Source organism: Actinoplanes sp. NPDC049548 (assembly GCF_040676695.1).
GTDB lineage: Bacteria > Actinomycetota > Actinomycetes > Mycobacteriales > Micromonosporaceae > Actinoplanes.
The window spans coordinates 360,130-385,756 of the sequence record NZ_JBFAPM010000005.1; the positions used below are offsets into that span (position 1 = coordinate 360,130).

Annotated in this window: 25 protein-coding genes; 10 read left to right on the plus strand and 15 right to left on the minus strand. The window is 71.9% G+C overall.

From position 1 onward, the window contains the following. Position 1 precedes the first annotated feature (1 nt). Positions 2-1,240 carry a glutamate-5-semialdehyde dehydrogenase gene (locus AB0J80_RS13645; protein WP_364704430.1) on the plus strand — a complete coding sequence of 413 codons (1,239 nt, stop codon included), beginning with the start codon at positions 2-4 and terminating at the stop codon, positions 1,238-1,240. On the opposite strand, the gene AB0J80_RS13650 is transcribed toward AB0J80_RS13645, so the two are convergent. Beyond that, the gene (locus AB0J80_RS13650) at positions 1,228-1,854 is read right to left on the minus strand and encodes a helix-turn-helix domain-containing protein (RefSeq protein WP_364704432.1); all 627 of its coding nucleotides are present in this window, start codon (positions 1,852-1,854) and stop codon (positions 1,228-1,230) included. The two genes, AB0J80_RS13645 and AB0J80_RS13650, sit on opposite strands and share 13 nt — an antisense overlap. Before the next feature lie 24 nt (positions 1,855-1,878). Further along, positions 1,879-2,721, minus strand: coding sequence for a helix-turn-helix transcriptional regulator (locus AB0J80_RS13655; RefSeq protein ID WP_364704434.1), 843 nt, complete (start codon positions 2,719-2,721; stop codon positions 1,879-1,881). 100 nt (positions 2,722-2,821) lie between these two features. On the opposite strand from AB0J80_RS13655, the gene AB0J80_RS13660 reads away from it, so the two are divergent. Together AB0J80_RS13660 and AB0J80_RS13665 are read left to right on the plus strand one after the other, a co-directional pair. Then, positions 2,822-3,052: a hypothetical protein gene (locus AB0J80_RS13660; RefSeq protein ID WP_364704435.1), complete on the plus strand. Its 231-nt coding sequence runs from the start codon at positions 2,822-2,824 to the stop codon at positions 3,050-3,052. Next, complete coding sequence (locus AB0J80_RS13665) at positions 3,037-4,239, plus strand: pyridoxal phosphate-dependent aminotransferase (RefSeq protein ID WP_364704436.1); 1,203 nt, start codon at positions 3,037-3,039, stop codon at positions 4,237-4,239. The genes AB0J80_RS13660 and AB0J80_RS13665 overlap by 16 nt, the downstream gene beginning before the upstream one ends. On the opposite strand, the gene AB0J80_RS13670 is transcribed toward AB0J80_RS13665, so the two are convergent. The 6 genes from AB0J80_RS13670 to AB0J80_RS13695 all read right to left on the minus strand — a co-directional run bounded on the left by AB0J80_RS13670 (position 4,223) and on the right by AB0J80_RS13695 (position 10,931). Further along, on the minus strand, positions 4,223-5,029 hold the full coding sequence (locus AB0J80_RS13670; RefSeq protein WP_364704438.1) for a prenyltransferase/squalene oxidase repeat-containing protein: 807 nt from the start codon (positions 5,027-5,029) through the stop codon (positions 4,223-4,225). The two genes, AB0J80_RS13665 and AB0J80_RS13670, sit on opposite strands and share 17 nt — an antisense overlap. Before the next feature lie 61 nt (positions 5,030-5,090). Then, the gene (moeZ, locus tag AB0J80_RS13675) at positions 5,091-6,272 is read right to left on the minus strand and encodes an adenylyltransferase/sulfurtransferase MoeZ (RefSeq protein ID WP_364704440.1); all 1,182 of its coding nucleotides are present in this window, start codon (positions 6,270-6,272) and stop codon (positions 5,091-5,093) included. A 110-nt stretch (positions 6,273-6,382) separates the two neighbouring features. Next, on the minus strand, positions 6,383-7,213 hold the full coding sequence (locus AB0J80_RS13680) for a DUF3152 domain-containing protein (protein ID WP_364704442.1): 831 nt from the start codon (positions 7,211-7,213) through the stop codon (positions 6,383-6,385). Between the two features lie 53 nt (positions 7,214-7,266). Further along, positions 7,267-8,079 carry a DUF3152 domain-containing protein gene (locus tag AB0J80_RS13685; protein ID WP_364704443.1) on the minus strand — a complete coding sequence of 271 codons (813 nt, stop codon included), beginning with the start codon at positions 8,077-8,079 and terminating at the stop codon, positions 7,267-7,269. 30 nt (positions 8,080-8,109) lie between these two features. Then, positions 8,110-9,069 (minus strand): alpha/beta hydrolase, encoded by a 960-nt coding sequence (locus AB0J80_RS13690; RefSeq protein WP_364704444.1) that lies wholly within the window; start codon positions 9,067-9,069, stop codon positions 8,110-8,112. Then, positions 9,069-10,931 (minus strand): Daple, encoded by a 1,863-nt coding sequence (locus tag AB0J80_RS13695; RefSeq protein WP_364704445.1) that lies wholly within the window; start codon positions 10,929-10,931, stop codon positions 9,069-9,071. Before AB0J80_RS13695 ends, AB0J80_RS13690 begins: the two co-directional genes overlap by 1 nt. A gap of 235 nt (positions 10,932-11,166) precedes the next feature. On the opposite strand from AB0J80_RS13695, the gene AB0J80_RS13700 reads away from it, so the two are divergent. The 3 genes from AB0J80_RS13700 to AB0J80_RS13710 all read left to right on the plus strand — a co-directional run bounded on the left by AB0J80_RS13700 (position 11,167) and on the right by AB0J80_RS13710 (position 14,206). Next, positions 11,167-11,829, plus strand: coding sequence for a TetR/AcrR family transcriptional regulator (locus AB0J80_RS13700; protein WP_364704446.1), 663 nt, complete (start codon positions 11,167-11,169; stop codon positions 11,827-11,829). Between the two features lie 38 nt (positions 11,830-11,867). After that, positions 11,868-12,092 carry a DUF3107 domain-containing protein gene (locus AB0J80_RS13705; RefSeq protein WP_364704447.1) on the plus strand — a complete coding sequence of 75 codons (225 nt, stop codon included), beginning with the start codon at positions 11,868-11,870 and terminating at the stop codon, positions 12,090-12,092. A 272-nt stretch (positions 12,093-12,364) separates the two neighbouring features. After that, positions 12,365-14,206, plus strand: a complete 1,842-nt coding sequence (locus tag AB0J80_RS13710; RefSeq protein WP_364704448.1) for a DEAD/DEAH box helicase — start codon at positions 12,365-12,367, stop codon at positions 14,204-14,206. Positions 14,207-14,292: 86 nt separating this feature from the next. Here AB0J80_RS13710 and AB0J80_RS13715 read toward each other — a convergent pair whose 3' ends face one another. Further along, positions 14,293-14,586 (minus strand): DUF2470 domain-containing protein, encoded by a 294-nt coding sequence (locus tag AB0J80_RS13715; protein WP_364704450.1) that lies wholly within the window; start codon positions 14,584-14,586, stop codon positions 14,293-14,295. Beyond that, a complete protein-coding gene (locus AB0J80_RS13720) occupies positions 14,583-15,233 on the minus strand; it encodes a biliverdin-producing heme oxygenase (RefSeq protein ID WP_364704452.1) in 651 nt (216 codons plus the stop codon). Before AB0J80_RS13720 ends, AB0J80_RS13715 begins: the two co-directional genes overlap by 4 nt. Before the next feature lie 93 nt (positions 15,234-15,326). On the opposite strand from AB0J80_RS13720, the gene AB0J80_RS13725 reads away from it, so the two are divergent. Continuing rightward, positions 15,327-16,460 (plus strand): SAM-dependent methyltransferase, encoded by a 1,134-nt coding sequence (locus tag AB0J80_RS13725; protein ID WP_364704453.1) that lies wholly within the window; start codon positions 15,327-15,329, stop codon positions 16,458-16,460. Here AB0J80_RS13725 and AB0J80_RS13730 read toward each other — a convergent pair. The 3 genes from AB0J80_RS13730 to AB0J80_RS13740 are packed head-to-tail and all read right to left on the minus strand — an operon-like array spanning position 16,453 to position 17,985. Further along, positions 16,453-17,457 (minus strand): hypothetical protein, encoded by a 1,005-nt coding sequence (locus tag AB0J80_RS13730; RefSeq protein WP_364704454.1) that lies wholly within the window; start codon positions 17,455-17,457, stop codon positions 16,453-16,455. The genes AB0J80_RS13725 and AB0J80_RS13730 overlap by 8 nt on opposite strands. Next, positions 17,450-17,662: a cation transporter gene (locus tag AB0J80_RS13735; protein WP_364704455.1), complete on the minus strand. Its 213-nt coding sequence runs from the start codon at positions 17,660-17,662 to the stop codon at positions 17,450-17,452. The genes AB0J80_RS13730 and AB0J80_RS13735 overlap by 8 nt, the downstream gene beginning before the upstream one ends. Positions 17,663-17,682: 20 nt before the next feature. Continuing rightward, a complete protein-coding gene (locus AB0J80_RS13740) occupies positions 17,683-17,985 on the minus strand; it encodes a metal-sensitive transcriptional regulator (protein WP_364704456.1) in 303 nt (100 codons plus the stop codon). Positions 17,986-18,094: 109 nt separating this feature from the next. Here AB0J80_RS13740 and AB0J80_RS13745 point away from each other — a divergent pair, with 109 nt between their 5' ends. Continuing rightward, positions 18,095-19,198, plus strand: a complete 1,104-nt coding sequence (locus AB0J80_RS13745) for an NlpC/P60 family protein (RefSeq protein WP_364704458.1) — start codon at positions 18,095-18,097, stop codon at positions 19,196-19,198. A 289-nt stretch (positions 19,199-19,487) separates the two neighbouring features. Here AB0J80_RS13745 and AB0J80_RS13750 read toward each other — a convergent pair whose 3' ends face one another. Continuing rightward, positions 19,488-21,650, minus strand: a complete 2,163-nt coding sequence (locus tag AB0J80_RS13750) for a RecQ family ATP-dependent DNA helicase (protein WP_364704494.1) — start codon at positions 21,648-21,650, stop codon at positions 19,488-19,490. 121 nt (positions 21,651-21,771) lie between these two features. Between AB0J80_RS13750 and AB0J80_RS13755 the strand changes: the two genes are divergently transcribed. Together AB0J80_RS13755 and AB0J80_RS13760 are read left to right on the plus strand one after the other, a co-directional pair. Continuing rightward, entirely contained in the window at positions 21,772-22,170 is a 399-nt protein-coding gene (locus AB0J80_RS13755; RefSeq protein ID WP_364704460.1) for a hypothetical protein, read from the plus strand. A gap of 175 nt (positions 22,171-22,345) precedes the next feature. Next, on the plus strand, positions 22,346-23,917 hold the full coding sequence (locus AB0J80_RS13760) for an RICIN domain-containing protein (RefSeq protein ID WP_364704461.1): 1,572 nt from the start codon (positions 22,346-22,348) through the stop codon (positions 23,915-23,917). A 36-nt stretch (positions 23,918-23,953) separates the two neighbouring features. On the opposite strand, the gene AB0J80_RS13765 is transcribed toward AB0J80_RS13760, so the two are convergent. Further along, the gene (locus tag AB0J80_RS13765) at positions 23,954-25,429 is read right to left on the minus strand and encodes a diguanylate cyclase (RefSeq protein ID WP_364704463.1); all 1,476 of its coding nucleotides are present in this window, start codon (positions 25,427-25,429) and stop codon (positions 23,954-23,956) included. Positions 25,430-25,627 lie beyond the last annotated feature (198 nt).

Consider the following 25,627-nt stretch of genomic DNA (forward strand, 5'->3'; position numbering starts at 1 on the left):
CATGACTGTGCTTCAGCAGGCCGCCGAGGCCCGGGTCGCCGCGATCGACCTCGCCGCCGCCACCCGATCGGAGAAGGACGCCGCACTGCTCCTGATGGCGGAACGCCTCGTCGAACGCACCGAGGACATCGTCGCCGCGAACGCGGTGGACATCGACAACGCCCGTACCGGTGGCCAGCCGGAAGCGATGATCGACCGCCTCACCCTGACCCCGGACCGGGTCGCCGCGATGGCCGACGGCCTGCGGCAGCTGGCCGCCCTGCCGGACCCCGTCGGCGACGTGATCCGCGGGTCGACGCTGGCCAACGGCCTGGAGCTGCGTCAGGTCCGGGTGCCGTTCGGCGTGGTCGGCATCATCTACGAGGGCCGCCCGAACGTGACCGCCGACGCGGCCGGCATCTGTCTCAAGAGCGGAAACGCGGCCCTGCTGCGCGGTTCGAGCTCGGCGATGAGCTCCAACGCGGCGATCGTCTCGGTGCTGCGCAAGGCGATCGCGGACTCCGGCCTCCCTGCGAACGCGGTGCAGCTGCTCGACGCCACGACCCGCGACTCGGTCAAGGAGCTGATGCGGGCGCGCGGGCTGGTCGACGTGCTGATCCCCCGCGGCGGGGCATCGCTGATCAAGACGGTGGTCGAGGAGTCGACCGTCCCGGTCATCGAAACCGGCGTGGGCAACTGCCACGTGTACGTGGACGAGGCCGCGGACCTGGAGAAGGCGCTCGGCGTGGTGCTGAATTCCAAGACGCAGCGGCTGTCGACGTGCAACACGGCCGAGTCGCTGCTGGTGCACTCGGCGCTGTCGGATTCGTTCCTGCCGCTGGTGATCGAGGAGCTCATCAACGCGGGCGTGACGATCCACGGCGACCCCCGGGTGGCGGCCTTCGACGGCGTGGTGCCGGCGACATCCGAGGACTGGGGCAAGGAGTACCTGTCGGCCGACATCTCGGTCGCGGTCGTGGACTCGCTGGACGACGCGCTGGACCACATCCGGCGTTACGGCACCGGACACACCGAGGCGATCGTCAGCGAGAGCACGACGGCGGTCCGGCGGTTCGCGGCCAGAGTGGACGCTGCGGCGGTGATGATCAACGCGTCGACGCGGTTCACGGACGGCGGGGAGTTCGGGTTCGGGGCGGAGATCGGCATCAGCACGCAGAAGCTGCACGCGCGAGGGCCGATGGGGCTGCCGGAGCTGACGTCGACGAAGTACATCGTCACGGGCAACGGTCACACCCGCTGAACGGCTCCGTGGAGGAACAGGTCCACGAGTTGTTCCGTCGTCGCGGGTGTCGTGGCGCGTGAGCCGCCGCGGCCGAAGAACATGCTGAGGAAGGCGTCGGTCGCCGCCTCGGCCGGCAAGCGCAGCTCCGCCTCGTCGGGCTGGAAGAGCTCCAGGACGGCCTGCCGGGTCGCGGCCTGCGCGGCGTCCCGGTCGGCCGACCGGCCGCGGGGCCGTGCGGGATCGACGGCTTCGGTGCCGGGCCGGCGGTGCGGAGTGCCGGAGGCGTGCACCGCGCCGATGACCGCGCCCATTCGTCCGAAGTAGGCGTCCAGCGCGTTCACCGCCTCCACCAGCCGCGCCACCAGCGGCTGGTCCAGGGAGATCGACCGCAGTTCCCGCAGGGCGAGGGTGGGGTCCATCGCGGCGGCGATGCAGGCCTGCAGCACCTCGTTCTTGTCCGCGAAGACGCGGAAGATGGTGGCCTCCCCGATCCCCGCCGCGCGGGCGATCTGAGCGGTGGTCACGGCGGCGCCGCGCTCGGCCACCAGCGGCAGGGCGGCGCGGACGATGGTGTCGCGGCGTTCTTCGGCGGTCATACCCGGCGCTCGACGCCGGTCGGTCATGGGTGTCATGCCACCACCATACGGAGTGAGTACTCACTCCGACAAGTGGGTTTCGAGGGTGTGCGCAAGGAGCGCGACCTGGTCGGCGTACGCGGGTTCGGGCTGATAGAGGCTCAGCCGGGTGGAGGAGTCGTCCACGTGCAAGGTCTGGTGAGTCAGGGTGATGTCGCCGATGCCGGGGTGGTGGAACGTCTTGTGGCTGGTCCGGCGCGGGCGGACGTCGTGGCGTGCCCACAGCCGGCGGAAGTCGGCGCTGACGGCGGCGAGCTCGTCGTGGATGCGGCGCAGGTCCGGGGCGTCGGGGTCGGTGCCGGTCCAGTGGCGCAGGTTGGCGACGCTGGTGGCTGCGAACCACTGCCAAGGGGCCAGCACTGACCGTGCTGCCGGGTGCGTGAAGATGTAGCGGATGATGCTGCGCCGCGATTCGGGCCACTCGTCGAGGCCGGCGTACAGCGCCAGCCCCTCGGGGTTGCAGGCGAGGATGTCCCCGGTGCGCGCGAGGATCAGCGCCGGCCAGGGGCGGAGGTGCTCGAGCATGCCGAGGGTGGCCGCGCTCACCGCCGGGCGCGGCGGTGGCCGCTCCGCCTGGCGCCCGGCGGCATGGTCGGCGAGCCGGTGCAGATGCCGGCGTTCGTCGGCGTCGAGCCGCAGCGTCTGGGCGAGCGAGACGATGACGGCCGGGCCTGGATTGCGTTCGCGGCCCTGCTCGAGACGGATGTAGTAGTCGACGCTCAGCCCGGCGACCGCGGCCAGTTCCTCGCGGCGCAGTCCGGCAGTACGGCGGCGGCCGATTGTTGGCGGTAGTCCGATGTCCTGCGGCTGGAGACGTGCACGGCGCGCACGGAGGAACTCGCCGAGCGGGTTGGGTGGCGCCATGGGCCCAGTGTGGCAGCTGCCGTCCGGTGCAGCCTGGGTGCGTGGCTGCTAGGCATCCCGCGGTCTGGTCCGGCTCACGCCGGCCCCGCAGGCTCGGTGCATGACACAGAGGGTGAGACGGGACCAACCGGTGCGCTGGAAGTTGTGGGCGCTGATGGTGGCCGCGCTGTATCCGCTCATCACGACGGGGGTCGCTGTGGCTGCGCCGGTGCTGGAGCCGCTTCCCATGGCCGGCCGATTCGCGGTGATCGTGCCGGTCATGGTCGCGCTGATGGTCTGGGTGGTCGTGCCGTTGCTGCACCGCCTTTTCGGCTCGTGGCTCGTGCGGTGACCATGCGGCGCATCTCCGAGCGGGTCTCCGGCATCGCCGAATCCGCGACGCTGGCCGTCGACGCGAGGGCGAAGATGATGCGGGCCGCGGGCCGGCCGGTCATCGGCTTCGGGGCCGGGGAGCCCGACTTTCCCACCCCCGGCTACATCGTGGACGCCGCGGCGCGAGCGTGCCGGGACCCGAGGACTCACAAGTACACGCCGGCCGGGGGGTTGCCCGAGCTGCGCGCGGCCATCGCACGCAAGGTGCGCCGCGACTCCGGCCAGCAGATCGAGCCCGCGCAGGTCATCGTCACCAACGGCGGCAAGCAGGCCGTTCATCAGGCCTTCGCGACGCTGCTCGACCCGGGCGACGAGGTGCTGCTGCCGGCGCCGTACTGGACCACCTACCCGGAGGCGGTCAAGCTCGCCGGCGGCGTGCCGGTCACCGTCATGACCGATGAGGCGGCGGGCCATCTGGTCACCACCGAGCAGCTGGAGGCGGCGCGGACGCCGCGGACCCGGGTGCTGCTGATGTGCTCACCGTCCAACCCGACCGGTGCCGTCTGTTCCCGCGCTCAGCTCGAGGAGATCGGCCGCTGGGCGCTGGACCACGACCTGATGGTCGTCGCCGACGAGATCTACGAGCATCTCGTGTACGGCAACGCCGAGTTCCACTCGCTGCCGGTGGCGGTGCCCGAGCTCGCCGAGCGCACCGTGGTGCTCAACGGCGTCTCCAAGACGTTTGCGATGACCGGCTGGCGGGTCGGCTGGATGTCCGGCCCCCGCGACGTGATCAAGGCTGCCACCGATCTGCAGTCGCACACGACGTCCAACGTCTGCAACGTGGCCCAGGCCGCCGCACTGGCGGCGGTCAGCGGCGATCTGTCCGCGGTGCATCGGATGCGGCAGGTGTTCGACCGGCGGCGCCGCACGATCGTGCGCCTGCTCAACGAGATCCCGGGGGTCCACTGCCCGGAACCGCAGGGCGCTTTCTACGTGTACCCGTCCGTCAAGGGGCTGCTGGGGCGCCGACCGGCCTCGTCGTTGGAGCTGGCCGACCTGATCCTCGACGAGGCCGAAGTCGCGGTGGTGCCCGGCGAGGCGTTCGGCACCCCCGGATACCTGCGCCTCTCCTACGCACTGGCCGACGAAGACCTGGTCGAAGGCGTCAACCGCATCGCGAAGCTGGTCAGCGGCAGGCTCTGATGGCGATCAGCGTGGTGTTGACGTCGAAGACCGGCCCCTCGTCGCTGTCCCAGCCGCCGTCGGTCCGCTGGGTCTCCCCCAGCCGCTTCCTGGCGCTCTGCAACAGCCAGTCGTCCCCCAGATTGACCCGGCGCAGGGCGGCCGCCATGCTCGCCACGTCCGCCGGCGACATGTCCGGCAGGCGGTCGCTCAGCACGAGCTGCATCCGGGCCGACTCGTAGAAGAACTGCTGCTCGTGCAGGAGCCCCGCCGCGTGCCACCCGGCCGCCAGGAACGACGGCCAGGTGCCGTCGGGACGCAGCTGGGCGACCACGTGCCGGGCCGCGGCCGTGAGGTTGGCGGCGTACCGGGCTGGTTCCTCGTGGTGGGGATGGGCTTCCACGTCGGCGACCGTCATCCAGAAGCCGGCCACCGCGGTCAGGTACAGCGTGGCCTCGGGGTCGCCCGGCATGGCCCACGCCGGGGCCTCCGCGGCCAGGGACTCGTCCTCCTGCCAGGTCCCGTCGGCGTGCTGGACGCTCGCCAGCCAGGCCAGGGCGCGGTCCACCTGGGGCCCTCGGAGGCCGCCGAGGTCGTCGAGCTCGGACAGGCGGAAGCAGGTGGCGTCCACCGACGGCACCGAGCCGTCGCCGCCCGCAGGCCAGCCGCCCGCCGGGGTCTGTCCGCTCTCGATGCGGTCGAGAACGGCCGGTGGCGGCTGGCTGCCGGTGCGCAGGTAGGACAGCCGGGCCCGCTCGACCGGGTCGCCGTGGGCCACGACGTACCCGATGGCGGCATCAATATCGACCACTACCGAGACGCTACGCGCCCAGCGGGCCGGCTACCAGCAGCGATTGGGGCCGATGGACGGTTCAGTACGACGGCAGCGACGGGTCGACCGTGTTGACCCAGGAGACGATGCCGCCCTGGACGTGCACCGCGTCCTTGAAGCCGGCCGCCTTCAGGGCGGCGAGAGCCTCCGCCGAGCGGACGCCCGACTTGCAGTGCAGGACGATCTGACGGTCCTGCGGGAAGCGGGACAGGGCCTCGCCCGAGAGGATGTCGCCCTTGGGGATCAGGGTCGCGCCGGGGATGCGGTTGATCTCCCACTCGGCCGGCTCGCGGACGTCGACCAGGAAGACGTCCTTGCCGGAGTCCTGCCATTCCTTGAGCTCGCGGGCGGTGATCGTCGCGTTGAGCGTGGCCTCCTGGGCCTCCGTGGAGACGGCGCCGCAGAAGTCCTCGTAGTCCTCGAGGAGGTCGGTGACCGTGGGGTTCTCGCCGCACAGCGCGCAGTTCGGGTCCTTGCGAACCTTGATCTTGCGGTATTCCATCTCCAGGGCGTCGTAGACCATCAACCGGCCGACCAGCGGCTCGCCGATGCCGGTGATCAGCTTGATCGCCTCGTTGACCTGGATCGAGCCGATCGACGCGCACAGCACGCCGAGCACGCCGCCCTCGGCGCAGGACGGGACCATGCCGGGCGGCGGGGGCTCCGGGTAGAGGCAGCGGTAGCAGGGACCGTGCTCCTCCCAGAAGACCGAGGCCTGGCCGTCGAAGCGGTAGATCGAACCCCAGACGTACGGCTTGCCGAGCAGCACCGCCGCGTCGTTGACCATGTAGCGGGTCGCGAAGTTGTCGGTGCCGTCGACGATGAGGTCGTACTGGCCGAAGATCTCCTTGACGTTGTCGCGGTCGAGCGCGGTGTTGTGGATGACCACGTTCACCAGCGGGTTGATCTCGCGGATGCTCGACGCGGCGGACTCGGCCTTGGGCCGGTCGACGTCGGAGACGCCGTGGATGATCTGGCGCTGCAGGTTCGACTCGTCGACGGTGTCGAAGTCCACGATGCCGAGCGTGCCCACCCCGGCCGCGGCCAGGTAGAGCAGCGCCGGGGAGCCCAGGCCACCGGCGCCGACGACGAGCACCTTGGCGTTCTTGAGCCGCTTCTGCCCGTCCATCCCGACGTCGGGGATGATCAGGTGACGGGAGTAGCGGCGGATCTCATCGACGGACAGCTCGGCGGCCGGTTCGACGAGCGGGGGCAGTGACACGGTGAACTCCCCGGGTTGACGGTCGGGTGCGCCACCATTGTTGCTCGTGGATCGGGGCTGTGGGCATGACGTGCAACACCGGCCCGACATGCGGGATGGGGAATGAATCGTCAGTCGGCGGGGTTGCCCGCGTACCGCCGGCCGCCGAGGTAGGGCCACGCGTTCGCGACGCACCCGCCGAGCCCATAGGTCTGCTGCATCATGACCGGCGCGGGCTTCCCGTCGCCGGGACAGGACTCGTGGCCGTGCCCGAGCTCGTGCCCGACCTCGTGGTTGATCGCGTACGCCCGGTAGACCGCCAGCGGTGCCCCGTAGCGCGGCACGCCGTGCTGCCACCGGTCCCAGTTGATGATCACGCGACCCTCGAGCCGGCACGAGGTGTACCCGTCGGTCCGAAGTCCCGCCTCGGCACACATCCGCTCGGACGTCCGGGCCGTGGCCAGGTAGACGGTGAACTGCGCCCGGTTCCCCTCCGGCACGCGCTGCAGCCGGTGGTCGCGACCGGCGATCCAGCTCCGCCGGTCACCGAGGATCCGGTCCACCTCGCCGGCGAACCCGTCCGCGCTCCGGGCGATCCCCGTCTCCACCGCCACCTGGAACCGGCGCAGGGTTCCGCCGCTGCCCAGCACCGGCCCCTTCCCCCGGGCCCGGACGAAGTCGCCGGTGGCACGCGGCTCGGTGGTGACGGCTTTCACGGGTACGGGCTGAGCACTGGGCGCCACCGACACGACCGCCCGGACCTCGGGATCAGGGGTGTTCCGGATCAACCGGCCTCCCACCAACACCAGCGCAGTGAGCAGCAGAAGCAGGATCAGCCGCACGGGATGCCGGTGATGGGACGCCGGTCGCCGCCACTGCGCGGCCGCCGCCACGTAGGCCTCGAGATCCGCGTCCGTGATGCGCTGCACCGTGCGGCGCCGGGCGGGTGCCGTCTTCGCCATGACACCGCCAGCGTGCCAGAGGCGGCAGGGCGTCAGAGGCGTTTCCGCGGAGGTCAGACAGCCGCCCCGCGCAGCGACCGACCGCCTCGGCGGGGCCAGGCGTACGGGACGCATCCGCGCAGCGTGAGGGTCTGCTGCACCATGACCGGCGCCGGTCCGCCGCGCTTCGGGCAGCCCTCGTGCTGCCGGCCCAGCTCGTGTCCGACCTCGTGGTTGACCACGTACTGGCGGTAGACGGCGAGCGGCACCCGGGCCGCGAGGTACGGCGCGGCCGACAGGCGCCACCGGTCCAGGTTGATGATCGCCCGCCCGGTGGTCCGGCACGACGTGTACGGTCGCCCGCCCACGACGATGTCGACGCCTCCGTCACGGCACATCCGCCCGGCCGTGTCCCGGGTGGCCAGGTACACCGTGAAGCTCGCGGGCACAGTGCCGGCCACGCGCTGCAGCCGCAGCCTCCCGTCGCCGATCCAGCTCCGGCTGTCGCCCAGGGTCGCCTCCACCTGCGCGGCGAACTCGGCGACGTCCTCGTTGCTGCCGCGCTCCACCGCCACGCGGAAGCGGCGCACGGCTCCGCGCGTACCGAAAATCTTGCTTTGTCCGGACGCGTAGTCGAACTTGCCGGATCCGTGGACCGGGACCTTGCCGGGCAGCGCCAGGGGGTTCTGCGCGACAGGGATGGGGGCGGCCGAGGTGGGCGTCGGCACGGCGGGAGCAGGAGGCGCGACGGAGGCGGAAGGTGGTGCCGGGGCGGGCGGCGCCTCGGCCGACGACCACACCGTGGGCAGCAGCATGCCGCCTGCCAGCAGCAGGGCGACCGCCATCGGGACCGCGAACCAGACGCGCGGCATACGGGTGTGGATCATCTCCCGCCAGCGTGCCACACCTCGGAACTGCTAGCCCACCGGTGAGCCGACGTCCTCCAGCATGCCGACCACCGCCCGGGCGACCAGCCGCGGCACCTCCATCTGCGCCACGTGCCCGACGCCGGGCAGGATCAGCAGCCGGCTGTCCGGGATCACCTTGGCGACGCGGGCCGGCACCCGGGGGTCCACCAGCCCGTCCTTGAGGCCGCCGATGACCAGCGTCGGTGCCGTGATCCTGGCGGCGAGGCGCCACTGCGAGTTGGCCCCCGGCAGGTAGGCCCGCAGGAAGCTCGACGCCAGCCCTCGCAGTGTGCCCAGGTACGCCTGCGAGTAGTGGGCGACGGTGTAGCGGAGCTTGATCTCCTCGATCGCCTCGGCCCGGCGCTGGGCGCTGACCTTGGTGGTGTCGCCGAAGCAGGCGAGCAGCACCTGATGCGCCATCTCCTCGGCGGTCATCCGGGCCATCGCCCAGCCGAGGATCCGGTGTCCCCGGGGCAGCGCGAGCAGCGGCAGCGCCTGCGCCTGCGCCGTACGCCGGGGGTCGAGGAACGGCATCGCGGGCGTGATCAGGGTGAGCGTGCGCACCAGGTCGGGGCGCAGCGCGGCGACGCGCACGGAGATGGAGCCGCCCAGCGAGTTGCCGACCAGGTGGACGGGGCCGCGGCCGGCGTCCTCGAGGTAGCCGATGAGCCGGTCGGCGAACGCGGGGATGGAGTAACGCCGGCTGGGGTCGCTGTAGCCGAAGCCGGGCAGGTCCACGGCCTGGCCGTCGAAGCGGTCGGCGAGCAGCCCGGCGAGGTCGGTGAAGTTCTGCGACGAGCCGCCGAGGCCGTGCACGTAGACCGCCGGTTCGGCGCCGGGGGCGGTGGCGGGCGTGTCGCGTACGTGCAGCATCGCGCCGTCGATCGTGACCCGGCGGGCCGGCCACGGCGGTGGCACCTCGCCGTCGGGCGGCAGGACGTCGTCCGCCGCGAGTTTTGCGCCCTTCATCAGGACAAGAGTGCCTCGAGGCGCCGGTTGACGGCCGCCAGTGTGGCGCGGACCATCGCCTGCCGGTCGTCACCGGTGACGACCGCCGAGCCGGCGAGCTGCTCGACCCAGCCGTCGGTGGCGAGCAGGACCACGACCACGGCCACCTGCATCGACCCGAACGGCACGGCCGCCGCGTGCTCGACGAAGCACTTCGCCGGGCCGTCGGCGTGGTCCGAGTGGACGAGCAGCTCGTCGACGGCGCTCGTCGTCGCCATCGCGCACAGCCGCAGCAGGTAGCCGTCGGTCGCCGGGCCGGTGGCCTCGCCCGCGGCGATCTGGGTGCCGATGGCGAGCTGGACGCGTACCGTCGCTTCGCTGCCGAAGGTCGTGACCTGGACATTCTCGATCATCACGCGCGGCGCGGGGGGTTCGCCCGGCTCGAGCAGCGGGCGAGGTGGGGCGGCGTCGAAGCCGGTCGGCACGTTCTCGACCGTCGCGGGCGCGGCCGGCGCCGGGCGGCCGGCCGGGTTGGGCTGGGCCGGCACGAAGGGCGCGGGCTGCGCCGGGGGCGCCGGGGCGGCGGGAGGCGCGGAGGCCTGGGCACTCGGTGAGCTGGGCGCCGGTGCGGGCAGCGATGCGCGGCCCGCGGGAGGCGCCGAGCGGGGTGCCGGGGACGGCGGGGCGGGGCTGCGCGGCGCCGAGGACGGCGGGCTCTGCGGGGGCGCTCCGAGCGGGGAGGCGCCCTGCATGGCGGCGTCCAGGCCCATCCGGTCCTGCAGCAGGCGGGCGACCTGACGGCTCACCTCGGCCGGGTCGGCGCCCTCGGCCAGGTCCAGCCGCAGGCTGTGCGCACCGGCCGGGGTGGTCCGCAGGGCCGCATCCCGGACGCCGTCGACCTCGCGGACCGCCTCCAGGATGGCGTTGACGTCGAAACCCTCCTGCCGCTCGTGCGACGACAGCACGTCACCGCGGCGCAGGTGCGTCGCGATGCGGGCCAGCGCGGGGGTCGCGGCCGAGGGCTCCACGGACGGCGGCTCCGGGACGGTGGGCACGTCCGGCTGGGCCGGGACGCGCTGGGGCAACGCGGAGAAGGGTCGCTCCCCCGCGTCGCGGGCGCCGGGTTCGCCGGCCGGCCGGGCCGGGAACGCCGGCTGCGGGGGCTGGTACGGCAACCGGCGCGGGAAGCTGGACGGATCGTACGACGCACGGACCGTCGGCTGATCACCGGATCGCGTGCCCTCGGAGGCCTCGGGGCCGACCCGGGGCATCCCCTCGGCGGGCGTCGGCGGGTTCAGGGCGTGCCGCGCGGACTCGGGCGCCGACCAGTCGGGGCGGCGGCCGCCCGGAGTGGCCGGCCGGACCGCCGGGAAGGGTTGCTCGGCGGGCAGCGCCGCCCGCTGCTGGCGGGCGTCGTCCAGGTCGCCCTCATACGGGTACGGCGGGGCGCTGGCCGGCAGGGTCGGCGGGACGGGACGCAGCTCCGTGGTCTCGTGACCGTTCGCGCGCAACAGCTCGGGCGACAGCGGGTCAGGACGCTCCGGCGGCTCGGCGGCCCGGGGCGGCTGGTTCTGACGGGGCTCGGCGCCGTTGGACGAGAGCAGGTCCTCATACCGCGCGCGGCCATCGGACCAGCGGGGGCCGGCGGAACCGTCGGTGCGCGGCGGGGAGTCGTCGGGCGACGGGCGGGCGGGCGTGAACGACGGCGGCGGCGGGGCCGCGAACGGGCGGATGTCACCCGACGGAGGGTCCGTCGGAAGGGGGCGCTGACCGAACGGGCGGCTCTCCGCGCCGGGGCGTCGCCAGGCCGGGATCTCGGTTTCCGAGTCGAGCGCCGCACCGGCGTTGGACCAGGGACTTTCCCTCGCCGCCCAGCCGTTCAACAGGGTACGGTCACGTGACTCGGCTCCGGTACCGCCGTCCGCGGTACCAGCGTCACCGGAATGCCCTGTTTCGTCCACCACGCGCTCCTCGCTTGCCCCACGCTGAGGCTACCGTGTGGTTGCAGTGGCGATAAGTTGCAGCGTCGCGACAATTGCCCGCCCGGAACGCGACAGGCGACGAACCGGGCAATCCGCGTTGCTGCGCGCGGTGGAACGAGCACCGGAGGTTGTTGACATGACCGCTGCGTCCGGCGGAGCACAGACGGCGGGGCGCCCCACGCGCCTGCCGCGCTCCGCGCGCCGTAAGCAACTGCTTGCCGCCGCGCAGCAGATCTTCGTGGCCCAGGGCTATCACGCCGCGGCCATGGACGAGATCGCGGAGCGGGCCGGCGTTTCCAAGCCCGTGCTCTACCAGCACTTCCCCGGCAAGCTCGAGCTCTACCTGGCACTGCTGGACACGCACTGCGACGCGATAATCGCCAAGGTACGCGGCGCCATGCTGAGCACGCCCGACAACAAGGAACGCGTCAAGGGCGCCGTCCGCGCGTACTTCGACTTCATGGACCACGAGAGCGAGGCCTTCCGCCTGGTCTTCGAGTCCGACCTGCGCAACGACCCGCAGGTGCGCGAGCGCGTCGAGCGGGTGGAGCAGGGCTGCATCGCGGCGGTCACCGACACGGTCGTCTCGGACACCGGCCTGAGCCAGGAGAAGGCCGAGCTGCTCGCCGCCGGCCTGGTCGGCGTCTCCGGCCAGGCCGCCCAGTACTGGCTCGCGACCGGCCGCCAGGTTCCCAAGGGCGAGGCGGAAGCCCTGGTCGCGGCCCTGGTCTGGCGGGGTATCGCCAGCTTCCCGCTGCAGGGTGAGTCAACGCCCGGAACGTCCGGAGAAATCGGCTAGCCTTCATGTCGGAAGACTGCTGAGAGGGAGGGACCCCAGTGGAGGTCAAGATCGGCGTGCAGTACGCCCCGCGCGAGCTGTCGCTGGAGAGCGCACAGACGCCGGCCGAGGTCGAGCAGCTCGTGACCGAGGCGATGGCCAAGGACAGCGTCCTGACCCTGACCGATGAGAAGGGCCGCAAGGTGATCGTGCCGATCGCCAAGGTGGCCTACGTGGAGATCGCCGAGAGCTCGAACCGGCCGTTCGGCTTCACCACCCGCTAGGCACGTCGCGTTCAGGGGGCTCCGGCCGGGGCCCCCTGAAGCATTCCTGCAGCACGGTCACCTTCGGCCTGAGGTGCAGAATCCCTCCGTCGGGTAGACTTGCCTGCGTCGCCGCCACGTCGATGCGTCCAGCCTGTTCGCACGGCTGTCCGCCAAATCGCCGCGGCGACGCGCGTGCGGCCCGTGAGCTTCTCTCGCGTGTGGCCCGCGCCCTACCCAGACCGCGCCCAGGACTTCGACGGGCGCACCACGAGAGGCACCCGTAGAACTCCATGACCGACAACCCGAACATCGACACAGAACCCGCTCTGGTACCCGCTCTGACCCGCGCGCCCGTGCGCGCCGACAGCCCCACCTTCGCCGAGCTCGGCGTGCGTGCCGAGACCGTGGAGGCGCTGGCCGCGGCGGGCATCACCAGGGCCTTCGCGATCCAGGAGTACGCCCTCCCGATCGCCCTGCGCGGCACCGACCTCATCGGCCAGGCCCCGACCGGCACCGGCAAGACCCTCGGCTTCGGCCTGCCCATCCTGGAGCGGGTGACCGCCCCGTCGGAGGGCGCCGACGGCAAGCCCCAGGCCCTGATCGTCGTCCCGACCCGCGAGCTGGGCCTGCAGGTGGCCCGCGACCTCGCCGCCGCGGGCGCGACCCGGGGCGTGCGGGTGCTGCCGATCTACGGCGGCGTGGCGTACGAGCCGCAGGTCGAGGCGCTCAAGAAGGGCGTCGAGATCCTCGTCGGCACGCCCGGCCGCCTGCTCGACCTGTCGAAGCAGAAGCAGCTGAAGCTCACCGGGATCAAGGCCCTGGTCCTCGACGAGGCCGACCGGATGCTCGACCTGGGCTTCCTCGAGGACGTCGAGAAGATCCTGGCGATGCTCCCCGAGCAGCGTCAGACGATGCTGTTCTCGGCCACCATGCCGGACCCGATCGTCGCGCTGTCCCGCCGCTTCCTGCGGCACCCGGTGACGATCCACGCCGGCCACACCGCCGACAGCGGCCCGTCCCCGCTGACCAAGCAGGTCGTCTACCGCACCCACCCGCTCAACAAGCTCGAGATGGTGGCGCGCATCCTGCAGGCTAAGGACCGCGGCCTCACGATGATCTTCACCCGGACGAAGCGCGCGGCCGACCGGGTCGCCGAGGACCTGGACTTCCGCGGCTTCGCGGTCGCCGCCGTCCACGGCGACCTCGGCCAGGGCGCCCGCGAGCGGGCACTGCGCGCGTTCCGTACGGGAAAGATCGACGTCCTGGTCGCCACCGACGTCGCGGCCCGCGGTCTCGACGTCTCCGGCGTCACGCACGTGATCAACTATGACTGCCCGGAGGACCCGGACACCTACACCCACCGCATCGGCCGCACCGGCCGCGCGGGGGCGACGGGCGTGGCCGTGACCTTCGTGGACTGGGAGGACATGCCACGCTGGGTCCTCATCGACAAGTCGATGGGCCTGAGCATGCCGCAGCCGCCGGAGACGTACCACACCTCTCCGGCGCTCTACGCCGACCTGGACATCCCCACGGACATCTCCGGCACGCTGCCCACCGCCGAGCGCAACCGGGCGGGCCTGGCGGCGGAGGTCGAGGAGGACCTGGGCGGCCGGCGACGCGGCAGCGGCCGGGATTCCACCCGCCCGCGCGGCCGAGGCCGTTCGCGGGGCCGCAGCGACGACTCCGCGGCGGCGGAGGGCACCGGGCCGGCGGAGGAGGAGACGTCCGACCGCCCGCGCCGGCAGCGTCGCCGCCGTCGCGCCGGAGAAGCCGTTTCCGGTACGGACACAGCACCGTCCGACTCCCCGGCGGCCGACTCGGCGGACGCCCAGCCCGCCGATGAGTCGCAGGCCCCGGCCGGCCCCCGGTCCCGCAGCCGCAGCCGGTCCCGGACCCGCGCCGAGGCCCCGGCCTTCTCGGACGCCGCACCGGCTTCGTCGGGTGCCGCACCGGCTTCCTCGGATGCCGCATCGGGTGCTGCACCGGCTTCCTCGGATGCCGGTGAGGACGCTTCCGAGGGCGAGAGCACCCGTCCACGCCGGCGCCGCCGCCGCAGTGGTGGCGGGTCCGACGCCGCGGAGATGACCGGCGGCTCCGACGCCGGAGTCGGCACCGGCACGCAGGACTGACCTGAGCAACGAAAAGGGCGCCCCACCGGCCGGTGGGGCGCCCTTTTCGTTGCTCAGTGGCAGGGCTCGACGCCCCTTTTCGTTGCTCAGTGGCGGGGCTCGACGCCCAGCGCGGCGCAGGCTTCGCGGTACATGCGCACCGCCTCCGCCCGCACCTGGCGGCGTTCCGTGAGCCGCTGCTGGAACGGGATCCGCACCGGCACCGCGATACCGTTCACGGTGGCCTCGAAGTCCATCCCGTCGGCGTCCATCCCCGACATCCGCGCGGCGCTGGCGGCGGCGATCCCGCCGAGCCCCCGAACGATGAGCACGTTGTCCTCGGCGTGGTCGCCGTTCATGTGACGCGCGATCTGCTCGACCACATCGGGTGGGAACGTCACGACGCCCACCGCCGCTTCAGCTCGTCCAGGACGGCGATGTTCAACCGGTACGCCTCCACGACCTCCGCCAGCAGCCGATCCGCATCCTCCGGCGAGAGGTCCGCCGCGTCGAGCAGGTCCCGGTACCGCCGGCGGAAGTCGGGCGGCGAGATCCCGTCGAAGACGAAGAACCGGTGCCCGGGGCCGTCGAGCCCGTACGCCCGCGCGATCGCCGGCCCGAGATACTGCCCGCCGGACAGGTCGCCCAGGTAGCGGGTGTAGTGGTGCGCGATGAATCCCCAGGGGGTGTCGAACGCGACCGCCTGGAGCCGCTCGCGGTACTCGCGGGTGGCGGCGAGCGGAAACAGCAGCTCGCCCGGGGTGTGACCGGCCAGCTCGGCAAGGTCGTCGGTGAGGGCGGGCAGACGGGTCAGCTCCGGAAAGACGAACGCGCCCGCCACGGGGTGGTCCGCCATCGCCGCCGCGGCCCGCTCGAGAGTCTCGTAGATGAACCAGTGCTGGACGGCGAGGTCCGCGTACGCCGCCCGGGGCAGGGTGCCGGCGGCGAGCCGGTCGAGGAAGCCGCTGCCCTGCGCGGCGTCGTGCTCGCTGCGGGTTCCGGTCCGCAGCCGGGCGGAGAGTCGCGCGGGAGGGTCGGCCAACGTCATCGCAGCACCTCCAAGCCTGCCGCCGCGTTAGGGCAGCCTAACAAAGAGCGGCCGGATCGCGGCCCCGCCGGTTCACCGGGGCAGAATGGCAGGATGCCCCAACCCCTGGACGCCGCCCTCGCCGAGGTTCGCGAGCTGGTGCTCGGCCCCACCCTGACCCGCGCGGTCGCGGCCGGCCGGCGCCGCACCGCCACCCCCTCGGTCACCCGCGCCGAACTGCGCCCGGTCACGCTCAAGGCCGGCCGGAAGCTGCAGATCGTCACGGACGACGGCGCCCGCCCGTACACGAGGAACGTCGCCGACGCCGAGGCCGCCGCGGCGGTCGACGCCCTGCTGGCCGAGCCGTTCGGCAACTGGCACGTGGAGACCGAGACGGCGACGGTGCAGGTCCGGGTCACGAAGAAGGGTGACGCCCAGGTGCACCGCGCGGCCGCGCCCGCCGCCCGCGCGCCGCAGGACCACGACCGGGCCAAGCAGTGGCTGCTCGACCCGGGCGACCCGCTGTTCGCCGTCATCGGCGGCAACGCGGCCAAGCGGCGCCAGGTCGACGCGTTCCTGCGGGCCCTGGCCGCCACGCTGCCCGAGGAGCTGCCGTCGCCGCTGCGCGTCGTCGACCTGGGCTGCGGCAACGCCTACCTGACCTTCGCGGCGTACCGGCATCTGACGGACCGAGGCGCGAACGTCCAGGTCGTGGGGGTCGACGTCCGCGAGGACCAACGGGTACGCAACTCCGCCGTCGCCGAGCAACTGGGCTGCGCCGACGCCGTACGGTTCGTCGCGGGCACGATCGAGGAGGCCGAGGTCGAGCAGGCGCCGGACCTGGTCCTGGCCCTGCACGCCTGCGACACGGCGACCGACCAGGCCCTGGCCCGGGCGGTGCGCTGGAACGCCCGCTGGGTGCTGGCGGCACCGTGCTGCCACCACGACATCGCCGCACAGCTGAAGGGGCGGCCGGCTCCCCCGCCGTACGCGGAGATCACCCGGAACGCGATTCTGCGGGAGCGCTTCGCCGACGTCCTCACCGACTCGCTGCGTTCGTCCCTGCTGCGGCTGCACGGCTACAAGGTGGACGTGGTGGAGTTCGTCGACTCCCAGCACACCCCCCGCAACCTGCTGCTCCGCGCCCGCCGCACGAGCGCCGCCGCCACGGACGCCCAGCGCGACGAGTACGAGACGCTCACGTCCCAGTGGGGCGTGACGCCGGCGCTGGAGAAGCTCCTCAGCTGACCACGGCGGTGAAGGCGACGGTGTGAACCTTGCCGGCCACCTGGAAGTCGAAGAACATCCGGTAGCGCCCCGGCCCCGGCGCAGCCAGCCAGAACTTCACGGCGCCGTCGACCGGCTGCGGTTCCGGGTGCACATGGACGTAGCCCACGTCACCCTCGCGCAGCACGACCAGATGCCCGTACGCCCCCAGATACGGCTCCAGCTCCGCAGGTTTGCCGTCCGCGCCCCGTACGGTCATGAGGACGGGCTGCGTCGTGCCGGTCTGCGGCGTACCCCCGTACTGAACGCTGAAGCCGTCCGTGGTGACCTCGGTGACCGGAGCGGGAAGGGCGACCGGCGCGTAGTTCCCGGCGACCGTGAGGTCGACGCCCAGCGTCGTGGGAGTCTGCTGCCCGCCGACGATCGCGGTGAAGTCCGCGACGGCCCGGTAGCTGCCCGGCTGAGCGAGCCGAAGGTCGATGCTCCAGGTGCCGTCGGGCGCCATCACGGGATGCAGATGCTGGAACCCGGTCAGGTCCCGCCGCACGACGACCAGGTGCAACGGCTTGTCGTGAACGACGGCGTAAGTGGTGACCGGCGCACCACCGGCAGCAGTGATCTTGAAGCGCAGAGGCTGGGCGCGACCGGCCGTGAAGATCGCGGTCTCGGGCCGCAGCGTAAGACCGCTGGAGGTCACCGCGAGGCCACCGACGGACTGCGCCGCAGCGGTCGACCCGGCGACCTGCGTGACAGTGCCGTCGGCGTTGTGCACATGCGGCGCGGCCCCGGAGTCGTCATGCGAAGCGGTGGGGCCGTGGCCGTGCGCGTCGGCGGCCGGGGTGGCGGACCGTGCCGTCTCGACGGAGTTGTTCAGGCGGCCGATGCCGTACCCGGCGAAGAGCACCACCACGACGACGGCACCGAAAGCGGCCAGCTTGAACCCGGCCCCCCGCTCCTCGGTTCGCGGGGTGTCGTCGGGCTGGTCGGTGTCGGGAGTGTCGTCGTGGCGCTCAGGCATCGGCGAGCTCGTAGCCGGCCTCGTCCACGGCGGCCCGCACGGCGTCGTCCGCGAGAGGCGCCGCGCTGGTGACGGTGACCGCGCCGGTCGAGAGCTCGACCTGGACGTCTTCGACGCCGGGGAGCTCCTTGAGTTCGCCGGTCACGGCCTGGACGCAGTGTCCGCAGGTCATCCCGGCGACGGTGTAGGTGGCGGTGACGGCCATGGCAGTCTCACTCTCTGTCTTCAGGACCGCACGAGGCGGGCGATCGCGTCGGAGGCCTCTTTGACCTTGGCGCTCGGGTCGCCGGCACGGGCGGCATCGACGACGCAATGGGCGAGATGATCCTCGAGCAGACCCACGGCCACAGCGTGCAACGCACTCTTCGCGGCGGAGATCTGGGTGAGAACATCGATGCAGTACGTGTCCTCGTCGACCATCCGTTGCAGACCGCGGATCTGCCCCTCGATCCGCCGCAACCTGCCGAGCAGCGCGGCCTTGTCCCCGGAGTAGCCGTGCGGCCCCGGGTGTTCATGGTCGGTGGTCATGCCGTCCAGCATACCCCCCACCCGTATGCTCCCCCTGCCCGGCCCGCCCGGCTCTGATCTTGTCTCGCCATCGCGTGGCTTTTGGACGTTTTGCCTCGTTAATGGCTCTGTGTCGTCTACCGTGACCGCCCGGGCCGCCATTGTCGCGCTGATGTCGGCGCTGCTGCTCACGGGCACCTGCACCCAGACCCTCGCCGGTCCCGCGGCCGCTTCCGCCGCCATCGAGGAATCCGTCGCCGTAGACCGCCTCGCGGACTCCTTCGCGGCGGCCTCATCGGCAGAGCTCTCCTTCCCGGCAGAGAGCCACACGGCCGCTTCCCCGCGTGCCGACCGTCCCACCGCGGCCGAGCTCGACAAGCACATCGCGACCGCTTCGCGCCGCCTCGAGGTGGTCGTCGAGCAGTACAACAACTCCCGCGAGGACCTGCGCGGCACTCAGCTCCGCATCGCGCACCTCAACAGCCGCCTGGGCCCGCTGACCCGCGAGCTCGAGCAGCGACAAGCCCTCGTGAACGGCCTGATGGCGAACACGTACCAGCGCACCCGCAGCGGCCCGACGGTCGCCCTCTTCGCCTCGGACGAGCCGCACGAGTTCGTCGACAAGCTGCTGGTCCTGCACCAGCTCGCCGCCGAGGAGCAGCGAGCCACCGACGCGCTGCAGCAGGCCGAGGCCAAGGTCAACGACACCCGGCAGATGCTCGACGCCCTCGCCGCCCAGCAACGCCGCCAGCAGACCCAGCTCAACACCCGCAAAGCCACCGTCAAAGGCGAGATCACCGCCCTCAAACAGATGCGAGCGATCGCGTACGGCGGGGGCACCCGCTACACCGACACCGGCGACATCCCGGTCCCCGACTACGTCCCCGGCGCCGCAGGAGAAGCGGTGGCATTCGCCTTCGCGCAGCTCGGCAAGCCCTACCGCTGGGGCGCGGACGGCCCCGGCTCCTACGACTGCTCAGGCCTGACACTGGCGGCCTGGCGCCGGGCGGGCGTGGGCCTCCCCCACAACGCCGCCCGCCAGTACGCCTCGACGGCCCACATCGGCAGAGGGCAGCTGAGACCGGGTGACCTGGTGTTCTTCTACGGCCCGATCAGCCACGTCGGCATCTACATCGGAGGCGGGAAGATGATCCACGCCCCCGAGTTCGGCGAGAACGTCCGCGTCTCCGGCATCGACTCTCAACCGATCGCAGGCTTCGGCCGCCCGGCGTAGCCAGCCGCCAAGAGCCGGTAAGTCGAAGCCGCAGCGGAAGCGGCCGCCTCGCAAGCCCGAGCCGAAGCGGCCGCCTCGCAAGCCCAAGCCGAAGCGGCCGCCTCGCAAGCCCAAGCCGAAGCCGCCGCCTCGCAAGCCCAGGCGGAAGCGGCCGCACACGCCGAGCACCCTCGACCCGGCCGCGGCCACTCTGACGACCGCCATACGGATCCCGGCCGAGGCGGACCGCAGCCCACCCGCGTTCTCGAATGCGCCGAGGTGGCCGGCCCGCCCGCTGTCCCGCGTCTGATCAGCCCGCAACAGCCAGCGCCAGCGGCAACACCCCCGATGCGCCCGCCTGCCGAAGGGCCCGCCCCGCCAGCACCATCGTCCAGCCCGAGTCCACCAGGTCGTCCACCAGCAGAACAGGCCCGTCCAGCCCGGCCAATGCCTGCGCCACCTCGGGCGGAACCGTGAAAGCGTCATGCAGGGCCAGCACCCGCTGGGCGCTGTTCCCGCGCGGCCCGCCGTCGCTCCGGTGCGACGACGTCAACGTGCCCAGCATCGGCAGGCGTCCCACCGTCGCGATGTGGGTTGCCAGGCTGGCGACCAGCTCGGGATGCCGCCGGGAGCCCATTGCCACCACTGCCGTGGGGCGCTGCTGCCACGCGTCGTCGCCGTGGGCCCACCCCTTCAGCACCTCGACCACGGCGGCCGCGACCGGGTCGGGGATCGGGGCGTCCGCTGCTTCCGGGGCGACGAGCGTGCGCAGTCTCGCACCCCAGCCCTGGTCGGAGAGGCGGCCCACGGCGCGGCCCGGCAGGATCTGCTCGGCCGGGGGAATCTTGCCCTTCAGGTCGACGCCCACGGTGGCCATGCCGGTCGGCCAGAGCTTCTTCGGAGCGATGTCGACTCCGGCGCGGCCGAGGAAGGCGTTGGCCGCGGCGAGGGACTCCGGGGAGATCTCGGCGTCGAACTGCGGTGCCGAGCAGGTGTCGCAGCGGCCGCACGGCTGAGCTTCCGGGTCGTCGAGGCACCGCCGGAGGAACTCCATGCGGCACATGGTCGTGGTCGCGTACTCAAGCATGGTTTGTTGCTCGGCGGTCCGCGCCTCCGCGACCCGGCGCAGGCGCGCGGTGTCGTAGGTCCACGGCTCACCGGTGACGGTCCAGCCGCCTCGGGTGCGGCGGACCGCGCCGTCGACGTCCAGGACCTTCAGCATCAGTTCGAGGCGGGCTCGGCGCAGGTCGACGATCGGCTCGAGGGCCTGCGTCGACAGCGGCCGGTCCGGGGACAGCGCGGCGAGCACCGCACGCACCTGGTCCTCCGGCGGGAATGCGAGGCTTGCGAAGTAGCGCCAGATGGCGGCGTCCTCCTGGCCCGGCAGCAGCACCACCTCGGCATGCTCCACGGCCCGTCCGGCGCGGCCCACCTGCTGGTAGTACGCGATCGGCGACGGTGGCGCGCCGAGGTGCACCACGAACCCCAGGTCGGGCTTGTCGAAGCCCATGCCGAGCGCCGACGTCGCGACCAACGCCTTGATCTTGTTGTCGAGCAGGTCCTGCTCGGCAGCGCGGCGGTCGGCATCCTCGACCTGTCCGGTGTATGACGCGACAGCGAAGCCCCGTGAGCGAAGGAACTCGGCGGTCTCGGTGGCCGCAGCGACCGTCAGGGTGTAGACGATCCCGGAGCCCGGCAGGCGGTCGAGGTGGTCGGCGAGCCAGGCCAGCCGGTGCGCGGGATTCGGCAGCTCGAGCACCGCCAGCCGCAGCGAGTCACGGTCGAGGCTGCCCCGCAACACCAGTGCGTCGCCGAGCTGGTCGGCGACATCGGCCGTCACGCGGGCGTTGGCCGTGGCGGTGGTGGCGAGGACCGGCGTACGGGAAGGGAGCCCGGCCAGAAAAGTTCGCAGCCTCCGGTAGTCGGGGCGGAAGTCGTGCCCCCAATCGGAGACGCAGTGCGCCTCGTCGACGACGAGCAGTCCGGTACTGGCCGCCAGCCCGGGCAGCACGTTGTCGCGGAAATCCGGGTTGTTCAGCCGCTCGGGGCTGATCAGCAGCACGTCGACCGAACCGCTGCGGATCTCGGCGGTGATCTCGTCCCACTCGTCAAGGTTGGCGGAATTGATGGTGCGCGCCCGGATGCCGGCCCGCGCGGCGGCCTCCACCTGGTTGCGCATGAGCGCCAGCAGGGGCGAGACGATCACCGTGGGCCCGGCGGGCGGTTCGCCGGGCTCGGCGGTCACACCGTCCCGCAAGAGCGCGGTGGCGACGAAATACACGGCGGACTTGCCCCATCCCGTACGTTGCACGCACAGCACCCGCCGCCTGTCGACGACCAGGGCCTCGATCGCGCGCCACTGGTCCTCGCGCAACCGGGCATGATCACCCGCCAGCCGGCGCAGCACCTCCTCGGCGCACTCCCGGACTGCCGCCCGTTCCGCTTCGCTGACTGCCTCTTGCGTCGTCTCCACCACGACCGCATGTCTATCAGCCCGGTCCGACAGGATGCCGGTTATCCACAGGGCCCTCCGTTGTCCACAGGCTTGCCGATTTCGTTGCCGCGCTCCTTTCCCCGATGGCAGCGTGAACGGCATGACGAAGACGATCGCCGAGAAGCTGTTGATCAAGCCCAACACCACCGTGTGGTTGTCCCACCCCGCTCACTTACCGCTGCTCACCCCGATGCCGGAGGGCGTCCGCGAGGTGGACGACCCGGCTACGGCCAGCACGGCAGTCGCGTTCGCCGACGATGCGGCGAGCGCCCGCAAGCTGCTGGAAGACCACGCGGCGGGCCTGAAGCAGCCGGCCGCCTTCTGGATGGCCTACCCGAAGGGCAACAAGACAGATATCAACCGTGACACCCTGTGGCCGATCGTGGCGGACTTCGACATGCGCCCGTGCGGCCAGGTAGCGATCGACGACCGCTGGTCGGCGCTCCGGTTCCGCCCCAACAAACCCGGGGAGGGCCGCTTCACAGGCGGCGCCGAGTGAGGCCCCGTGCCGACCAGGGTCAGCAATCACTCGTCTAGCGTGGGGGGCTTGGACGCCGGGGTGCGTACCCGGGAGCCGGAGTGGCGAACGTCTCGATCCGCCAGCAAGCAACCTTTTCGGCTTCTCCCGACACCTTCATGTCGAGCACATCTGTCGACCTCCGAAGGAATCCCTGATGCGTTGGAAGCTTCCCCTCGTCGTGACGGCGGCCGCCGTGCTCGGCGTCGGTGCTGTGGTCCTGGCCCTTCCCTCCGATGCCGGCACGGTCGGGCTCCCCGGGCCCGGGACGTACACGATGCGGGTGGAACGGAGCGACCTGTGCCTCACCGCAGACGGCGAACGCCTGCGGCAGGACACCTGCGAGGGTCAGGCCTTCCGACTGGCCAAGGCCGGCACCGCCACCTTCACCGTCATCGGGGTGGACGGCACCTGCCTGACCGCAAACGGCGGTTCCCGCGTGACGATGCGGGATTGCGCATCCGGCCACGCCGAGCAGCAGTGGCGGCTGAGCGTCGCGCGCCGGCACACCGTGCAACTCGTCAATGTCAGTAGTGGCCAGTGCCTGAGCGACGAGAAGGCGAGCCGCACCGCCGGCACCACGATCATCCAGGAGTCCTGCACGAACAACTCGAACAAGCGCTGGAACCTCGCCGCCGTCACCGGTGGCAGCGCGCCCGCCGCGGCCGACATCGTGGTGGCGCCGGACGGTGACGACGCGGGCACCGGCACACTCGCCGACCCGTACCGAACCATCGCCAAGGCTGTGGCCGCCGTCCGGCCGGGTCAGACGATCGCGCTGCGGGGCGGCACGTACCGGCCGGCCGCCACCATCCGGATCACCTCGAGCGGCAGCGCTTCCCAGCGCATCACGTTGCAGAGCTACGGCGACGAGAAGGTCACCGTGGATCTGGGCGGTCTGCCGGCCGGCCAGTGGGGTATCGATCAGACCGCGAGCTACTGGACGGTCCGAGGGCTGGAGCTGAAGAACGGCCCCAGTCACGCGTACGTGTGCACGTCGTGCTCGCACGACGTCATCGCGCGGATCGACTCGCACGACAACGGTGACAGTGGACTTGCGCTGCGCGGCGCGGGCACCACGGACAATCAGATCCTCGACAGCGACCTGCACGGTAACCACGACGACGTGACCAAGGGCCAGAACGCCGACGGTCTGGCCATCAAGTTCGGCTCCGGCACCGGGAACCTGGTCCGGGGCGTGCGCTTGTTCCACAACGCCGACGACGGCGTGGACCTGTGGGAGTTCACCAGTCCGGTGACGATCGAGAACAGCTGGGCGTACGGCAACGGGATCAACCGCTGGCGCATCGCCGGCTTCGAGGGCAACGGCAGCGGGTTCAAGCTCGGCGGCGGACGTCCCGCCCCGCCGGTCGCGCACGTCGTACGCGCAAGTAAGGCGTGGGACAACGCGGGCAACGGCTTCACCGAAAACTCGAACAGGGGACGTCTGTCGTTGACGCATGACACGGCGTTCCGCAACAGAGCGTCGGGCTACTTCTTCCGCGACTCCGCCGCCACGCTGACCGGCAACCTGGACCTGGGTAACGCCACCCGCCCGGCCATCGGCCCGCACGTCACCGAACACGACAATTCATGGAACACCGCCGAGCTCGCCGACAACGCGGCCATCGGCACCGACCCGGCAACCGCCCAAGGCCCCCGGCAGGCCGACGGCTCGCTGCCCGTCACGCGTTTCCTGCTCGATCCGGCCGGCCGCTGGGGAGCCTGAAATCCCTCCGTCATGGGCCCGGGGCGGGGCCTGAGATCAGGCGGCGGTCGGAGAGACCCGCTGCTCGTCTCGGCCGGCTCGCTTGACCCGGTACATCTCCGCGTCGGCCAGTTCCAGCAGAACCGCTGCGTCCGTCGTCGGGTCATCGGTCAGTGCGGTGCCGATGCTGGCACCCACGCTGACCGTCCCGTCGGCGATCCGGAACGGCTCCCGCAGCGCAGCTACCAGACGCCGCCTCACCGCGTCGATCGCGGCCGGGTCGGTGACGTCGCCGAGGACGACCACGAACTCGTCGCCGCCGAGGCGGCCCAGCAGGTCGTGGGGGCGCAGCACCTCCTTCAGCCGATGCGCGGCGGCGATGAGCAGCTCGTCGCCGGCCGCGTGCCCGAGCGTGTCGTTGATCTGCTTGAAACCGTTGAGGTCGAGGAAGTGCACGGCGACACCCCGGCCCGGCACAATGTCACGCAGCGCCGAGGCGAGCCGGCCGAGCAGCTGCGCCCGGTTCGGCAGGCCTGTCAGCGCGTCGTGACTCGCTGCGTGTGCCAGCTCGTCGTGGTGCCGGCGCCGGTCGGTGATGTCCCGCTGGTTGATCACGATGCCGGCCACGGCGGGGTCGTCGAGCAGGTTGCGCAGGTACGCCTCGTACCAGCGGTAGCCGCCGTCGGGCCGCCGGAACCGCAGGTCGATCCGGTGGTCTGTGCCCGGACCCGCCTCGAGGAGCTCGGTCAGGGCCGTCCGGGCACGGTCGACGTCCTCGGGGTGCATCAGGTCGGTGCATCGCCGGCCGACCAGCTCGGCAGGCTCCCAGCCCGTCAGCCGGATGGCGGCCGGACTGACGTACCGGAGAACCCCGTCCGCGTCGGTGATCGACACGAGATCCGAGGAGCCGTGTACGAGGGTCCGGAACCGGGCCTCGGCCCGGCGCAGCGCGGTGGCAGCGGCTTCCCGGTCGGCGGCGGTGACTCCCAGATTCCCCAAGCCGATCACCGTGATGATCATGATCAGACCTGCCGCCGTGTGGCTGTATCCCGGCGGCAGGATGCTCGGGGCGAAGCCGAGCTGCACCGTCGCCTGCACCGCGAGGACGAGCGGGGCGAGGACGGCCAGGGCGGTGCGCCAGGTGCGCGCGCCGGACCACTGGATGTGTATCGCGGCGACCAGGATTCCGCTCGCCGGCAACAAGAAGCTCCAGCCGGCCGTCGTGACCACGATCGCGATGAGGCCGTACGCCCAGCCCATCCGCGCGGCCGGACGGTTGTCCAGCCGCCCGCCGCCCACCCGGCGCTGCACCGACTCGTGCGCGCTGACGCCGAGGACGACGATGACCAGCGTGAGGAACAGCGGCGAGCCGTGCACCGCCCCGGCAGCGTGCGCGGCGGCGAAGACCAGGTAGAAGAACGCCGCAGCACCGGCGATCGCAAGGGGTACCGGCAGGGCGCGGAACATGGGGGCCGCGACGACCTGTCCACGTTTCCGCCAACCGCCGGTGACGCCACTCCTCGGACCCTTCACCCGAACAATGGTGGCGTCCCACCGGGTGAATTGGGCAGCGGTCGCGTTGCTGCGGGGTAGCCGACCTCGTCACTCCGGTCACGTCGCGCCGGAACAGCCAGTACTAGGCAGTGTCTTCAAACGATCACCGGCTGACATCATCTGACGCGTGATCCGCCGCTATGAGCTGACTGATGCCGAGTGGGACTCGTTGTCGCG

Bases quoted from the DNA above. Each gene is read 5' to 3' on its own strand.
- AB0J80_RS13740 (WP_364704456.1), bottom strand. From the start codon at position 17,985: ATGACCACCGACCATGAACACCCGGGGCCGCACGGCTACTCCGGGGAC.
- AB0J80_RS13685 (WP_364704443.1), bottom strand. From the start codon at position 8,079: ATGATCCACACCCGTATGCCGCGCGTCTGGTTCGCGGTCCCGATGGCG.
- AB0J80_RS13760 (WP_364704461.1), top strand. From the start codon at position 22,346: ATGCGTTGGAAGCTTCCCCTCGTCGTGACGGCGGCCGCCGTGCTCGGC.
- AB0J80_RS13655 (WP_364704434.1), bottom strand. From the start codon at position 2,721: ATGGCGCCACCCAACCCGCTCGGCGAGTTCCTCCGTGCGCGCCGTGCA.
- AB0J80_RS13660 (WP_364704435.1), top strand. From the start codon at position 2,822: ATGACACAGAGGGTGAGACGGGACCAACCGGTGCGCTGGAAGTTGTGG.
- AB0J80_RS13725 (WP_364704453.1), top strand. From the start codon at position 15,327: ATGCCCCAACCCCTGGACGCCGCCCTCGCCGAGGTTCGCGAGCTGGTG.
- AB0J80_RS13710 (WP_364704448.1), top strand. From the start codon at position 12,365: ATGACCGACAACCCGAACATCGACACAGAACCCGCTCTGGTACCCGCT.
- AB0J80_RS13690 (WP_364704444.1), bottom strand. From the start codon at position 9,069: ATGAAGGGCGCAAAACTCGCGGCGGACGACGTCCTGCCGCCCGACGGC.
- AB0J80_RS13730 (WP_364704454.1), bottom strand. From the start codon at position 17,457: ATGCCTGAGCGCCACGACGACACTCCCGACACCGACCAGCCCGACGAC.
- AB0J80_RS13680 (WP_364704442.1), bottom strand. From the start codon at position 7,213: ATGGCGAAGACGGCACCCGCCCGGCGCCGCACGGTGCAGCGCATCACG.
- AB0J80_RS13650 (WP_364704432.1), bottom strand. From the start codon at position 1,854: ATGACACCCATGACCGACCGGCGTCGAGCGCCGGGTATGACCGCCGAA.
- AB0J80_RS13720 (WP_364704452.1), bottom strand. From the start codon at position 15,233: ATGACGTTGGCCGACCCTCCCGCGCGACTCTCCGCCCGGCTGCGGACC.
- AB0J80_RS13755 (WP_364704460.1), top strand. From the start codon at position 21,772: ATGACGAAGACGATCGCCGAGAAGCTGTTGATCAAGCCCAACACCACC.
- AB0J80_RS13700 (WP_364704446.1), top strand. From the start codon at position 11,167: ATGACCGCTGCGTCCGGCGGAGCACAGACGGCGGGGCGCCCCACGCGC.
- AB0J80_RS13735 (WP_364704455.1), bottom strand. From the start codon at position 17,662: ATGGCCGTCACCGCCACCTACACCGTCGCCGGGATGACCTGCGGACAC.
- AB0J80_RS13645 (WP_364704430.1), top strand. From the start codon at position 2: ATGACTGTGCTTCAGCAGGCCGCCGAGGCCCGGGTCGCCGCGATCGAC.